This is a genomic window from Paraburkholderia elongata (assembly GCF_013177735.1).
Classification (GTDB): Bacteria; Pseudomonadota; Gammaproteobacteria; order Burkholderiales; family Burkholderiaceae; genus Paraburkholderia; species Paraburkholderia elongata.
In genome coordinates, this window is record NZ_WOEZ01000070.1 from 21,709 (window position 1) to 35,705 (window position 13,997).

Annotated in this window: 12 protein-coding genes; all 12 read right to left on the bottom strand. The window is 64.5% G+C overall.

Annotated elements, in window-relative coordinates; all coding sequences use genetic code 11:
• Window positions 1–25: 25 nt before the first annotated feature.
• Complete coding sequence (locus GNZ13_RS14055) at window positions 26–760, bottom strand: RNA polymerase sigma factor FliA (protein ID WP_172165104.1); 735 nt, start codon at window positions 758–760, stop codon at window positions 26–28.
• Window positions 761–788: 28 nt separating this feature from the next.
• Entirely contained in the window at window positions 789–1,658 is an 870-nt protein-coding gene (locus GNZ13_RS14060) for a nucleotide-binding protein (protein ID WP_172165106.1), read from the bottom strand.
• Entirely contained in the window at window positions 1,651–3,615 is a 1,965-nt protein-coding gene (flhF, locus tag GNZ13_RS14065) for a flagellar biosynthesis protein FlhF (RefSeq protein ID WP_172165108.1), read from the bottom strand. Before flhF ends, GNZ13_RS14060 begins: the two co-directional genes overlap by 8 nt.
• A gap of 373 nt (window positions 3,616–3,988) precedes the next feature.
• Window positions 3,989–6,091 (bottom strand): flagellar biosynthesis protein FlhA, encoded by a 2,103-nt coding sequence (gene flhA / locus GNZ13_RS14070; RefSeq protein ID WP_172165110.1) that lies wholly within the window; start codon window positions 6,089–6,091, stop codon window positions 3,989–3,991.
• Window positions 6,088–7,299 carry a flagellar biosynthesis protein FlhB gene (flhB, locus tag GNZ13_RS14075; RefSeq protein WP_172165112.1) on the bottom strand — a complete coding sequence of 404 codons (1,212 nt, stop codon included), beginning with the start codon at window positions 7,297–7,299 and terminating at the stop codon, window positions 6,088–6,090. Before flhB ends, flhA begins: the two co-directional genes overlap by 4 nt.
• A gap of 355 nt (window positions 7,300–7,654) precedes the next feature.
• Window positions 7,655–8,947: a DUF3443 domain-containing protein gene (locus GNZ13_RS14080; protein WP_172165114.1), complete on the bottom strand. Its 1,293-nt coding sequence runs from the start codon at window positions 8,945–8,947 to the stop codon at window positions 7,655–7,657.
• Between the two features lie 15 nt (window positions 8,948–8,962).
• Window positions 8,963–9,508, bottom strand: a complete 546-nt coding sequence (locus tag GNZ13_RS14085) for a DUF2844 domain-containing protein (RefSeq protein WP_172165116.1) — start codon at window positions 9,506–9,508, stop codon at window positions 8,963–8,965.
• A gap of 278 nt (window positions 9,509–9,786) precedes the next feature.
• Window positions 9,787–10,497 (bottom strand): protein phosphatase CheZ, encoded by a 711-nt coding sequence (cheZ, locus tag GNZ13_RS14090; protein ID WP_172165118.1) that lies wholly within the window; start codon window positions 10,495–10,497, stop codon window positions 9,787–9,789.
• 1 nt (window position 10,498) lies between these two features.
• Window positions 10,499–10,894, bottom strand: coding sequence for a chemotaxis response regulator CheY (gene cheY / locus GNZ13_RS14095; protein WP_172165120.1), 396 nt, complete (start codon window positions 10,892–10,894; stop codon window positions 10,499–10,501).
• A 64-nt stretch (window positions 10,895–10,958) separates the two neighbouring features.
• A complete protein-coding gene (locus tag GNZ13_RS14100) occupies window positions 10,959–12,047 on the bottom strand; it encodes a protein-glutamate methylesterase/protein-glutamine glutaminase (RefSeq protein ID WP_172165123.1) in 1,089 nt (362 codons plus the stop codon).
• A 5-nt stretch (window positions 12,048–12,052) separates the two neighbouring features.
• Window positions 12,053–12,823 (bottom strand): chemoreceptor glutamine deamidase CheD, encoded by a 771-nt coding sequence (gene cheD, locus GNZ13_RS14105; RefSeq protein ID WP_172165126.1) that lies wholly within the window; start codon window positions 12,821–12,823, stop codon window positions 12,053–12,055.
• Entirely contained in the window at window positions 12,820–13,812 is a 993-nt protein-coding gene (locus GNZ13_RS14110; RefSeq protein WP_407945631.1) for a CheR family methyltransferase, read from the bottom strand. Before GNZ13_RS14110 ends, cheD begins: the two co-directional genes overlap by 4 nt.
• Window positions 13,813–13,997: the final 185 nt, after the last annotated feature.

Genomic DNA, 13,997 nt, shown 5'->3' on the forward strand with positions numbered 1-13,997 from the left:
CCGGTCAAACATCAATCCGTCGAACTCAAGTCGCCTCGGCGTTCGCCCAGGCCATCTCGCGCAGGCGCGTGCGCAAACGCGCCACGGCCTGGCTGTGCAACTGGCACACCCGCGATTCACTGACTTCCATCACCGCGCCAATTTCACGCAGGTTCATGCCTCGTTCGTAGTACAGCGACATCAGCAGCTTCTCGCGTTCCGGCAGGCGGTCGATCGCCTCGATCAGCGCCGAGCGCAGGCTGTCGTCCAGCAGCGCTGACAGCGGGTCCGAATGGTCGACGCAGTAACGGTCGAGAAACGGTTCGTCGTCCGCGGAACGGTCGAAGTCTTCGTAGTAGATCAGCTGGCTGCCGTGCAGGTCCTGGAGCATCGACTGGTACTCGTCGAGTGGCATTTGCAGATGCTCGGCGATTTCCGTCTCGCTCGCCGAGCGGCCCAGATTCTGTTCAACCTTGTGCACAGCAGATTCGACTTCGCGCGACGTGCGCCGCAAGCTGCGCGGCAACCAGTCGTTGCTGCGCAATTCGTCGAGCATCGCGCCGCGAATCCGCTGGCTGGCATAGGTCTCGAACTGCGCGCCCTGGTCTTCCTTGTAGCGGCCCGCCGCATCCAGCAGTCCGATCATGCCGGCCTGGATCAGGTCGTCGAGATCGACGCTTGCCGGCATCTTGGCAACGAGCTGCAAGCCGAGGCGACGCACCAGAGGCGCGTACTTCGTCAGAACATCGGCTTGGGAAATCTTTCCCTGAGCGTTATACATCGTGCTCCCCTTGTCCGTGTCCCGCCTCTCAGGCGTGCTGCACGGACGGTTGGTCGGCGTGTTGCGCCGCTGTAACTGTCGCGGGCGCCATCCACGGCGCTTGCGACGACATCGCTGGCCGCATCGGCCAGTACTGCAATTCGGCGGCAAGATGCCGGAAGTCGCGCGCAGCCGGTGTCGATGGGAAGGCATCGACGACACACCGCGACAACTCCAGGGCTCGCGCCATCCGCGCATCTGCGGCAATGCAACCGGCGTCTTCCAGCGCCACCGTCAGGTAGCGCCCGGCCACGCCGGCCAGGTTGACAAACGCGATATGCGCGTCGTCCACGCTCTGCACGTGGTTCACCAGCACGCGAAACTGCGCGGTGGCGTGTGCGTAGTGCAAACGCTTCATGCACGCATACGCATCGGTGATTGCCTGCGCGGCCACCCGCGTGACGATCATCAGGTCGTGCGCCTGCATCGCAAGCGGCGACAGGTGGCCGTGCTGGTCCAGTTGCGCATCGATCAGCACGATGTCGGCGGAGCCGCGCAACACCACGCCGAACTGCGCGGCCGTGTGGCCTTCGCGGTTGTTGCGCGAGGCGGCGAGAACGGAGAAGCCCAGCGCGTGACGCGCAGCGGCGTCGTCGAGCGTCATCTCGCCGCGCATCACCGCCGCAAAATTGCCTGCGCCGCGCATGCCGCCGAGCGTCGCGCTCACCGACTTCTCGCCAAGGCACTCGTCGATCACCAGTACGTCCTTGCCCTGCTGCGCGAGCGCCGCGGCGAGGTTCACCACCGTCGTCGTACAGCCGACGCCGGCCGAGCCGCCCGTCACCGCAATCACGCGCGAGCCGCTTCTCGCCAACAACCGCCGCAGTCCTTCTGCCTGATCCGACATGAATTTATCCAAAGCGGACCTCGTGCAGTTCGGCCGTGGACCGCGCGGACAGCGCCGACAGCAACGCCGGAATGTCGTCGTCGTGCGGCACGAACGGGGAGTTGTCGCGCGGAATGCAGAACGTGCTCTTGATCAAAAACTTCTTCGTCGCGACGTACAGGTTTTCCGGCACTTTCTGACCGGTCGACACGTAGTGCACCGGCAGCTTGTAGCGAATCACCGTATCGAGCACGCCGCCCAGATTGGTGGCTTCGTCGAGCTTGGTCAGGATGCAGCCGGCGAGCGGCTGTTGATCCGGTGCGCGCTGATAGGCCTGCACCACTTCGTTCAACGTATCGCCGTGGCTCGTTGCGTTAAGCAGCAGCAGGCGCTGCACCGGCTGACCGGCGCGGCACAGCATGGCGATCTGGTCGGAGACCAGGCGGTCGCGCTGGCTCATGCCGATCGTGTCGATCAGCACGATATGCTTGTTGCGCAACTCGGAGAGCGCGAGTTGCAGATCGGCGCCGTCTTTCACCGCGTGAACCGACACGCCGAGAATCTTGCCGAAGATGCGCAGTTGTTCGTGGCCGCCGATCCGGTAGCTGTCGGTGGTGAGCAGCGCCACCTTGCTGGCGCCGAAGCGCATCACGCAGCGCGCGGCGAGCTTGGCGGTGGTTGTGGTCTTGCCGACGCCCGTCGGGCCCATCAGCGCGAACACGCCGCCGCGCTCCATCAGCGCGTCTTCGTCTTCCATCACCGGCAGGTTCGATTCGAGCACCGAACGCACCCACTCCATGCCGCCTTCCATGTTGTCGACGTCGTCGGGCAGGTTGTCGACCATCATCTGCACGAGCTGCGCGGAGAAACCGGCGGCGAACAGGTGCTTGGTGAGCGCGGCGCGCGCCGGGCTGCGGCGCTGGCGATCGCCCCACAACAGGCCGGCGAAGTGTTCTTCCATCATGCCGCGCATCGACGACAGTTCGTTCATCACGGTGTCGTTGACGACCTGCTCCATGCGCACCTTGATCGCTTCGGCGACCGAAGCCGGGGTGCGGGCGTCGTCGCCGGTGGGCAGCGGCGGTGCAGCTTTCTGAGCGGCGCGGCGTGCGGCGAGTTGCGCGGCTTCGCGAGCCCACTCGGGCGTATCGGTGACTTGCGGTGCGGCGGGTTGGGCAGCGGCCTGTTGCGAGGCCTGCGAGGCCGCTTGTGAGACCCGTTGTGCTGCGGGTTCGACTGCGGCGCCGAGGCCCTTGGCCATCGCGGCGGCCGGTGTCATCGCTGCGGGGCGCGCGCTGTACGCGCCTTGCTGCTGCTGTTCGGCCGCGACGCGGCGTGCGTGATCGATCAGCCAAGGATTCGACTCTGCCATCGTCTGCGGCACATCGGCTGCAGGCGCGGCGGATGCTGCCGGTACGCCGGCTGCTTTGAGCAGATCCGCACGGATGTCTTTGCTCAGACGCGTCGCCGCGGCGCGGGCGCTGGGTTGCTCGATGCTGATCGATTGCGACAGCGACGCTGCAGCGGGTGCGGCCAGCGGTGCTTTAGGAGCGTTCGGCAGCGCAGCCTTCGGCGCGGCGGGGACGGCGGGCTTCGCGGCTGAACCTGAAGCAGTGCTAGCGGCATTAGCTACGTTCGGCGTCATGTTCTCGGCTCCCGCTTCCGGGCTTGCGCCAAACACGGACGAGAACACGTCGGGCATGCCACTCGCATACGGATTCGCTTGCATCGTCGGAGTGGCGCGCGGTGCGACGAGCGCGGGCTGCTGTCCGGCCAGTGCATTCATCGGCGCGGCCAGCGGTGCGCCTGCGCTGCCGCGCGGCGCTTTCGGCGTGATGGCGGCGAGGTCGCTGTCGGCTAGCGCGACGATCTCGACGCTGCCGTCGTCCATCGTGCGATTGGACAAAACGACGGCATCCGGGCCCAAGGCTTCGCGCACGAGACGCAGAGCATCGCGACTGGTAGCACCGACGAATTTACGAATGTTCAAGCTGGACCCCCGATGAGGTAGACGCACTTACGGACTAACGGACCGGCAACATACCGTTTCCCATTGAGACCATTATTGCGAAACCCGTCGAGTGACGATCGATGGATAAAGACCGTTAAAGGTGGGCAATTCGGGCGATGGAAATGCACTTCGATTCACACACACGACGGTTTGAAACAGGCTCACCAGCGGCGTCCGACGGCACTTTCGCGGACGCCGCATGACCTCCACCACGCGCTTGCGGTGCGAAAAGTCAGGCGCCGAAATGAAAACCGGCGCTCGAGGAGCGTCGGCGGAAGCCATCGGTCTGGAACAGCGGCAGCAGTTGCGGTTAACTGTCAGGTTTCACCGCACAGGGTCTAACCGCGCGGGTTTAACCGTGCGCCCCGATCAGATTCACCACCTTGATATTGCGCGTATCCGGCACTTCCGCGTACGACAGCACCTTCAACTGCGGCAGGCTGCGGCGCAGGAAGCGCGCGAGCATCGGCCGTAACGCATGCTGCACCAGCAGCACCGGCGCGAGCCCAAGGTTCTGCTGACGCGTCATCGCCTTCTGCGTTTCGTTCAGCAGCGTATGCGCGAGACCCGGTTCGAGGCCCGGATTGGCGCCGGTAGAAAGCGCCTGCGACAACACCCGCTCCAGATTCGAATCGAGGCCCATCACCTGCATGTCGCCCACGCCCGGGAACCACTGCTGCGTAATCGCGCGGCCCAGCGCGAGGCGCACGGCGGCGGTGAGATCGTGCGCGTCGGTGATCTTCGGCGTGTGTTCGGACAGCGCTTCGAGAATCGTGCGCATGTCGCGGATCGGCACGCCTTCTTCCAGCAGGTTTTGCAGCACCTTTTGCAGGGTGGTGAGCGGCAGCGACTTCGGCACCAGATCGTCGACCAGCGACGGTGTGTCCTTCTGCATTCGCTCCAGCAGCGCCTGCACTTCGCGGCGGCCGAGCAGTTCGGACGCGTGCGTGACCACGAGGTGATTCAGGTGGGTCGCCACCACGGTGCTCGAATCGACCACCGTGTAGCCGTACACCTGCGCCTGTTCGCGCAGATTCGTATCGATCCAGATCGCCGGCAAGCCGAACGCCGGATCTTGCGTCGGCGTGCCCGGCAGCGCGGCGGACACCTGCCCCGGATTGATCGCCAGCCACTGCCCCGGATACGCTTCGCCGACGCCCACTTCGACGCCCTTGAGCGCGATCCGGTAGCCGTTCGGCCGCAATTCGAGGTTGTCGCGGATATGGATCACCGGCGGCAGGAAGCCGATTTCCTGCGCGAACTTCTTGCGGATGCTCTTGATCCGCTTGAGCAGTTCGCCGTCCGAGTTCTTGTCGACCAGCGGAATCAGCCGGTAGCCCACTTCGAGACCGAGCGTGTCGATCATCGTCACGTCGTCCCAGCTGGCTTCGGCGTTTTCCACCGGGGCCATCGCGGCCGGTGCGACATCGACGAGCGTTGCGCTGTTCTTGCGATCTTCGCTGCGCTTTTTCATCGTGCGGCCGAGTTGAATCAGACCGCCGCCGAGAATCAGAAACGCGAAGTGCGGCATGCCCGGGATCAGGCCCATCAGCACGAGAATGCAGCCGGTGATCACCAGCACGCGCGGGTTCGTGAAGAGCTGGCCGGTCAGCTGCGTGCCGATGTCTTCGTTGGTCGCGACGCGCGAAACGATCACACCGGCCGCCGTCGAAATCACGAGCGACGGGATCTGCGCGACGAGGCCGTCACCGATGGTCAGCAGCGTGTAGGTCTTACCTGCCGATGCGAAGTCCATTCCATGCTGCACCATCCCGACGATCAGCCCGCCCAGGATGTTGATCACCATGATCAGCAAGCCGGCGATCGCGTCGCCGCGCACGAACTTGCTCGCGCCGTCCATCGAACCGTAGAACTCGGCTTCCTGGGAGACTTCCAGGCGGCGCTTGCGGGCCTGATCTTCGTTGATGAGGCCGGCGTTCAGGTCGGCGTCGATCGCCATCTGCTTGCCGGGCATCGCATCGAGCGTGAAGCGCGCGGACACTTCGGCGATCCGTCCCGCGCCCTTGGTGATCACCATGAAGTTGATGACCATCAAAATGATAAAGACGACGATACCGACCGCGAAGTTGCCGCCCACGAGGAAGTGGCCGAACGACTCGATCACCTGGCCGGCGGCGTCCGGGCCGGTATGACCTTCGAGCAGCACGATCCGGGTGGACGCCACGTTCAGCGACAGGCGCAGCAAGGTCGAGAACAGCAGCACGCTTGGGAAAGCGGCGAAGTCGAGCGGTTTCATCGTGTACATGCTGACGAGCAGCACCATCACGGAAAGCGCGATATTGAAGGTGAACAGCAGATCCAGCAGAAACGGCGGCAACGGCAGAATCATCATGCCGAGGATCATGCAGATCAGCACCGGCCCGGCGAGGGCGCGCAAATTGGTGCCGCTCAAGGCATCCGGCCGTCGGGACAGGAATCCGGCGCGAGCGTTCATGCGGAGGCTCCTGAAGCGTCGTCGTTATCTGGGTTAAGCGTATCGGCGGCTTCCTGCTCGGCTTCGTCGTCCGATACGCCGCCCTTGTCGAGTTCCGCGGGCACGTCGAAGTCGGTCGGTGCGACCGGCGCGACGCCGCCTTCGGTGTTGAAACGCCGCAACTGATACACCCACGCGAGCACTTCGGCGACCGCGCCATAGAGCGGGCCGGGAATCTCACGGTTTAGTTCGACGTTGTGATACAGCGCACGCGCGAGCGGCGGTGCTTCCAGCAGCGGCACGTTGTTTTCGGCGGCGATCTCGCGAATCCGCGCGGCCACCAGGTTCACGCCCTTGGCGACCACCTTCGGCGCGCGCATCTCGCCGTCGGTGTACTGCAGCGCGACCGCGAAGTGAGTAGGGTTGGTCACCACCACGTCTGCCTTCGGCACCCGGGTCATCATGCGGCGGCGAGCAATGGCGCGCTGTTGCTGGCGAATCCGGCCTTTGACGTGCGGATCGCCTTCGCTTTCGCGATGTTCGCGCTTCACTTCTTCCTTCGTCATGCGCAGTTTCTTGTGGAACTGCCAGAGTTGATACGGCACATCCAACGCGGCCACGACGAACATGCCCGCGACCGTCATACCGCAGCACACCGCGATCAGATGCACGGTATTGGCAAGCGCCAGGTGCAGCGGCTGGGTCGCCAGAGCGAGAATTTCCTCGCGGCGATTCCAGATCGCCGTGCCGCCGATACCGCCCACCACCAGCGTCTTGACGAGCGACATGCCGAGCTGGATCGGCCCGTTGATCGAGAACATCTTGCCGAGTCCAGCGATCGGATCGAGCCGGTTGAACTTGGGTTCGAGGCCTTTCGAAGACAACTGCCACCCGCCTAGCGCCATCGGCGCGAGCAGGGCGGCGGCGCCGGTGAAGGCCAGAACCGGCAGCAGCGCGTACAGGCCCTGGCGGCCTGCGGCGCCCGCGCCGATCAACATGCGGCGGGTTTCGAACACCGTGGCATGGTCGAACGTGAAGGCCGAGCGCAGCATCCCCTGCAGATGCTCGCCGATGCTGCCGGACATGCCCCACACGCCGAAGAATCCCGCTGCCAGCAGCGCAAACGTCGACAGCTCCCGCGAACGCACGATCTGCCCTTCCTCGCGCGCCTTTTCCAGGCGCCGGGGAGTGGCTGATTCGGTTTTTTCGAGGTCGCTATCCTCTGCCACTAAAGCTCTCCAGTCGGCTGAGGCACAGCGCCTCTTTCCAGTGAGAGCGATTATTCCCGCTCGACGCAAGCGACGATCGGCGGATAAGGGCGGAGAAAGGGGGGTATTTCGAGGGATGGAACAGCCGGCAAGCGGCGCGGCGGGGCTTGCTGGCGGGGCCGAGGAGATTCCGCCCAAGTGATGGGGCGCGGGCTAAAAGGTGACGCGCTACGTGTGGCGGGCTACCGGCAGCAAACCGCGCGCAGTTGTCAGGGGCCGACCGCTAACCGTGGCAAGCCGAACGGACTATGGCCAGCGGCCACCCGCGCGATTTCGCGCGGGTGGCCAAGCGGTGCTTACGCCTGCGCCCTGTGCCTCAAAAGCCGACGTAAGGCGCCGGACCGCCGCTCGCCGTCTGATCGAAGCCGTAGTACACGTACCGGCCATAAAAGAACGGCAAGCCGAGATCAAAGCTGCTGCTGCCCCCAATCTGCCCTGCCAGATCGTTGAACGCATAGTTGCTGCTGTTGCCGAACAGCGTGGCCGCGCTCAGGATGCCGATGCTGACACTGGCTTTCGTGCTATTCAGGCCGGCTAGGGTAATCGACCGGGTCTGCGCGGACGACGGGCAATAGAACCCGGCGAAATTACTGGAGCACAGCGCGAGCGAGTTGTCGGCGAAGAAGTACGCGTTCGATCCCGAGTCGAAGAACGCCGTCACCGTCGTGCCGCTATAGACACTATTGGTCATGTCGCCGGAGGTATCGGTGGCGAAGGTCTGCGCGGCCGCCAGCGGATTGTTAGACTGCGTGCGGATCCCGAACACCAGCGTGCCGGTGGCCGATGACGCGCCGGTATTCGACACCGGCGGCATCTGCACGATTACGCCGTTGTTGTCTGTGGCAAAGTGCGCGGCCGGGTTGGCGACCTGCTGGTTGAGCGGCACCGCGGTACGGGCGCAGGAGGTGCCGCCCGGACACGCGAAATAATTGCTGTTATTGGCGGCGGTTGACGCGTTCGCGCAGGTCGCACCGCAATCGGTGGGCGCCGTGCCGATGCCGAGAATGCCGTTGGCGCCGAGATCGGAGGCGGTGTTGTTCGCCGGACCGCTGCCACACCCCTTCGGCGGCGCCGTACTCGAAGCCAAATCGCCGATGATTTGTATCGGGATGCCCGTGGTCGTCGTCTCGCCGCCAACCTGCACGGTCGCGAGGCGCACTGTGCCCCACGTGTAGCCGTCGGCGAAAGTTGCGCATTCCGCGAGTTGCGCGCCGCTGGCTAGGGTACTGATCGGTAGCGACGAGGTATTCACCACCGAACTGACCAGACGCAGCCCAAACGAACCAGTATCAACCTGGATGTTGTTGATGGTCTGACAATTAGACGTCGTGCCCGGCGGGCAAACGGTCACGCTAACCGTCGGAATGTTGATTACGCCTTTCACGCCAAAGCCGACCGTAATCGGCACGGTGTTCGCCGCAGTCGCGGCGATCGGTTGCTGGGTCGGGCTGGGCGGCAGCGAGCCGCCGTTCAGCACGCTCGACGAATTGTTACTTGAACCGCTGTCGCCGCCGCCACCGCCACAGGCGGCCACGAGGGACACCAACGCCACGGCCAGGACGGCCTGCATCCAGCCCTTGAGCTTCACAGCACTTTGCATGGTTCGCATCGTTCGTCCTCGCCCTTACTGGATGTCGGAACCGCTGACGCCGGCGGGCAACGCCAGCGGCAACCAGGCCTGACCGTTGAACCCGCCCATGTGGCCCCCGGAGCGGACCACGAGGTTGCTCTGGTCGACCGCAACGGGGCCACGAGCGCCTCCGCGCGCCGCGCGCACGGCTTTTACGCCGGCGACGTACTGCGGGAAATAGCTGCCGAGCAGATCGTTGAGATCCGGCATTTGCGGACCGCGCCATGCGATGCCGAACACCGACCCGTCCGCGGCGAGGTATTCGCGCACCACCGTGCCGTTGCCGAGCGTGGTTTCACGCACGGTGTAGGACGTGGAAGCCGAGGTGGAAGAGGCCGCGCTAGATGCAGAACGCATCACGCTTTGAGCCGCCGTTGCCGAACTGGTGCCGGGCTGCACGGTGCGGGAAGAAACCGACGCATCCCCAGGGGGCGTCATCGGGGCGCCGCCCAGTGCCGCATAGGCGGACTGCACGGCTGACAGCGAACAGGGTAATGCAAGCGCCATCACGAACCCGGCGCGACGTACATGACTCCACATGACAAGGCTCCTCCCGAGCTGCTGCGGCTCGGCTCGCACCTCGTGCGAACCGGCCGCATGTATGCAGATCATACGGCACTGCTGCGGTCGCACTTTGAAGGGACGCCTCACCGTGCCACCGACCGGTGACTGTCTCTCACCAGAAAGCCGTGCCGCTGCTTGAGCCCGTAGTATGCCTGTGGTTTGTGTCGGTAGACAGCAAGCGCACGCCGGAGCGTGCCTTGCTGCCCATACCGATCAGGCGCTCCAGCCTCACGTCCTTGCGGGCGGGCGCCAGGTCAGAAGCCGAGACTCGCCAGCAGATCGTCGACCTGCGACTGATCCTGCACCACGTCCGCTTTGCCTTCCGGTTTGATCTGCGGACCGTTCAGCAGGTGTTCGGGGCTGCCGGTGGACGACGGTTCGGCCGCCAGCGCCGCCGCGGTCGCCGCGAACTGCTCGCGCCGCTCGAGCGCGATGTTCTCGACCAGCACGCCGAGCAGCTGCTGCTCGATCAGGTACACGACGTCCGTGATCTTCTTGATGACCTGGCCGGTCAGATCCTGGAAGTCCTGCGCCAGCATGATCTCCATTAGCTGCGCGTTGGTCGCGCTCGTCGCTTCGGGCACGCCGCGCAGAAAGGTCCGCGTGTCGTTCATCAACGCGCGCACTTCTTCGCGCTCGATCGGCGCCGCGTACCACTTTTCCCAGCGCGCATCGAGCTCGCCCGCGTCCTGGCGCAACTGCTCCTGAATCGGCTTGGCGATGTCGATCGAGGACAGCACGCGCTCGGCGGCCTGCTCGGTCATGTTCGCGATGTACTTCAGACGGTCGCGAGCATCGGGCACGGCTTCCGCCGCACGCTCGACATGCTTGTCGAGCCCGAGCTCACGCATCGAGTCGCGCAGCGTGCGTGTTAACTGGCCGATGCGGGCGAGGATGCGATCGGACGCGAAGTCGCCGCTCTCGTTCACCGCTTCGGCGCCTTGCGCGTTGGTCGGCAGATTCACATCAGCTCCCGGTCTTGGCCATCTTCTCGAGAATCTTGTTGAGCTTCTCGTCGAGCGTCGCGGCCGTGAACGGCTTGACGACATAACCGCTCGCGCCGGCTTGCGCCGCCGCGATGATGTTTTCCTTCTTCGACTCGGCCGTCACCATCAGCACCGGCAGATGCGCGATGTTGGCGTCGGCGCGGATTTCCTTGAGCATGGCCAGACCGTCGAGGTTCGGCATGTTCCAGTCGGAGATCACGAAGTCGTAGGTGCCGCTGCGCAGACGCGCGAGGCCGGCCTGACCGTCTTCCGCCTCGTCGACGTTCGAGTAGCCGAGCTCTTTGAGCAGGTTGCGAACGATCCGGCGCATCGTCGGAAAGTCGTCAACCACCAGAATCTTCATTCCCTTATCCATTTCATTCCCTTTGCTTGATCCATGACGCGGCGCATGACCGCCAGTTCAATCCACACGGCGCGCATCATACCCGCTGTACGCGGTCCCCCATCGACGACAGACGCGCCATCACGCGACGGCTCATCTCCGGCAGCGACGCAATTTCGTCCGCGGCTCCGAGCGCAATGGCTTCGCGCGGCATGCCGAACACGATACAGCTCGCTTCATCTTGCGCGAGGGTGTACGCCCCCGCCTTTTTCATGTCCAGCAGTCCGGCGGCGCCGTCGCGCCCCATCCCGGTCAGGATGACGCCGACCGCGTTCTTGCCCGCGTGCTGCGCGGCCGAACGGAACAGCACGTCGACCGACGGCCGATGCCGGTTCACCGGCGGTTCGTCCGACAGGTGGGCAATATAGTTCGCGCCGCTGCGGGCCAGCAACAGGTGAGCGTGGCCGGGCGCGATATACGCATGTCCCGGCAGCACGCGTTCGCCGTGCTCTGCCTCTTTAACGGTAATCCGGCACAAACCATTAAGGCGTTGCGCAAAAGATTTTGTGAAACCCGGCGGCATATGCTGCGCGATCAGCACGGCAGGCGCATCCGGCGGCAGCGGCACGAGCACTTCGCGGATCGCTTCGGTGCCGCCCGTCGATGCGCCGACGATGATCAGCTTCTCGGTACTGAGCAGCGGGTTGTTGAAGAGCGGCGCGGCGGCGGCGGGCGCATGCGCGGGATGCGTGGCCGCGTGATGCACCGGCGCGGCCTGGCGCACCCGTGCGCGGGCCGCGGCGCGAATCTTGTCGGCAAGTTTTTCCGAGTAATCGAGCATGCCGTCGCGAATGCCGACCTTCGGCTTGGTGACGAAGTCGACCGCACCCAACTCCAGCGCGCGCAGCGTGATTTCATTGCCGCGCTCGGTCAGCGACGACACCATCACGACCGGCATCGGCCGCAGACGCATCAGCTTCTCGAGGAAGTCGAGGCCGTCCATGCGCGGCATTTCGACGTCGAGCGTCAGCACGTCCGGATTGTGCTGCTTGATGAGATCGCGCGCGACCAGCGGGTCGGGCGCGGTTGCCACGACGGTCATGTCCGGCTGGCCGTTGATGATTTCCGTCATCAGGCTGCGGATCAGCGCCGAATCGTCGACGCACAGTACTTTGATCTTTTGCACAGCGCTCACGCCTCCTCTGTAGTTCTGGCGTTGTTTGAATTAATCGGGCGCGGGGTTGCGCCGAACAGCTCGATGCGCGGCTTCGATGCACCAGCGCCCGCACCGCCTGCTGCGGTGCCGAACAGTTCGACCTTGGGCCGCGTGGCAGCCGGCGTCGAGAACAACTCGACCCGTTTGCGCGCCGCCGCGAGCCGCTCGGCGCGCGCTTCGGCACTTTGCCGCACCAGCGCCTGTTCACGCTCGGCCACCCCCGCTTCCTGCTGCAGGCGCAACTTCTTTACCATCACCTGGCCGGTGCGCGGCATAAAGGCGACCTTGCGTGGATGATTTCCCTGCAAATCCTCTGCGACGATGCGGATCTTTTCCAGCGCCAGATAGCGGCGCACGAATTCCGAATTGCGATCGCCGATGTTCATCGTCGTCATGCCGGCCAGCACCGCTCCGCCGCCGAACACCTTGGCTTCGAAGCGCTCGCGCCGGCCACCGGCCTTGATCAGTTCGTTAATCAGCACTTCCATCGCATACGCGCCATAGCGCATCGAATCCGACGCGGCTTGCGCGACATCCGCGCCGTCGTCGGGCAGCATGAAGTGATTCATGCCGCCGATACCCGCAGTGCGGTCCTGAATGCAGGCCGCGACACATGAGCCGAGCACGGTGACGAGCACCATGTCTTCGCTCGTCGTGTAGAACTCGTTCGGCAACAGCTTCACGCCGGGGCGCTGAAAGTGGTTGTCGAAGTACAGATTGTTGGCGATCGGCAGACTGGCACTCATGCGGCCACCCCGCTTGTCGTAATGTTGCCGGCATGGCTCGCATGGTTCGGCGTACGTGCCGGCGTGCGCGCGGCGGCGCCTGCGTCACGCGTCAGTTCGTAGACGGTCTGGCCGCGCAGCTTGAACGCCTGCGTCACATAGGTGAAATTTTCCGAGTGGCCGGCAAACAGCAAGCCACCCGATTTCATCAGCGGCTCGAAACGCGCGAGCACCTGCGCCTGCGTCGGCTTGTCGAAATAGATCATCACGTTGCGACAGAAAATCGCGTCGAACTGCGAGCGCAGCTGGTAATCGCGATCGGTCAGATTCAGTTGTTCGAAGCGCACCATCGCGCGCACTTCCGGGCGCACCTTGACCATGCCGGCGTGCGCGCCGGTGCCTTTCAGGAAGAAGCGCTTGAGCCGCTCGGGCGACAGGTGCTTCACCTGGTCGAACTGATACATGCCGGCTTCGGCTTTCGCCAGCACTTGCGTGTCGATGTCGGTGGCGAGCACGGTGGCCTGACGCGCGCCGCTATCGCCGAGCGCTTCGATCAGCGTCATCGCGATCGAATACGGCTCCTCACCGGTCGAGGCCGCCGAGCACCACACCGAAACCGGCTGCGCGCGGCGCGGCACGAACTCGGCGAGGATCGGAAAATGATGCGCTTCGCGGAAGAACGCGGTCAGGTTGGTGGTCAGCGCATTGGTGAACGCTTCCCACTCGGCCGGATCGTTTTCCGCTTCGAGCAGATCGAGGTACTGCTTGAAGGTGTCAAGACCACGGGCGCGCAGCCTGCGTGCCAGACGGCTGTACGCCATGTCGCGCTTGTGATCCGACAGCGAAATGCCCGCACTGCGATGAATCAGATCGCGAATACGAGCGAAATCCGCCGACGTGAATTCGAAATCCCGTCCTTGCTCCCCGGATCTAGCCGGTTCCGCCCGTTCGGGACGTGCCGGTTGCGGGCGTGCCGGCTGCGGACCTTGCTGTGCGCGCGTTGCCATTATGAGAGTTCCTGCCTGCAATACGAGCCATCCGGCTTTTCGTCAAAAGGATTGCTTCTGCCGAAAGGGATTGTGTTCGCGGGGTCGCGCCCGCCCGCGAGTTCTGCCAACACGCAGTCGGCCCGCGACACGCTTTGTAAGCGTGCTTCGATGATTCGCCCCTCATGGAGCGAGATGCCGAATGACCG

Excerpts from the sequence above, each read along its gene's own strand:
- GNZ13_RS14055 (WP_172165104.1), bottom strand. The coding sequence starts at position 760 with ATGTATAACGCTCAGGGAAAGATTTCCCAAGCCGATGTTCTGACGAAG.
- flhA (WP_172165110.1), bottom strand. The coding sequence starts at position 6,091 with ATGAACGCTCGCGCCGGATTCCTGTCCCGACGGCCGGATGCCTTGAGC.
- GNZ13_RS14080 (WP_172165114.1), bottom strand. The coding sequence starts at position 8,947 with ATGCGAACCATGCAAAGTGCTGTGAAGCTCAAGGGCTGGATGCAGGCC.
- GNZ13_RS14085 (WP_172165116.1), bottom strand. The coding sequence starts at position 9,508 with ATGTGGAGTCATGTACGTCGCGCCGGGTTCGTGATGGCGCTTGCATTA.
- cheY (WP_172165120.1), bottom strand. The coding sequence starts at position 10,894 with ATGGATAAGGGAATGAAGATTCTGGTGGTTGACGACTTTCCGACGATG.
- cheD (WP_172165126.1), bottom strand. The coding sequence starts at position 12,823 with ATGAGTGCCAGTCTGCCGATCGCCAACAATCTGTACTTCGACAACCAC.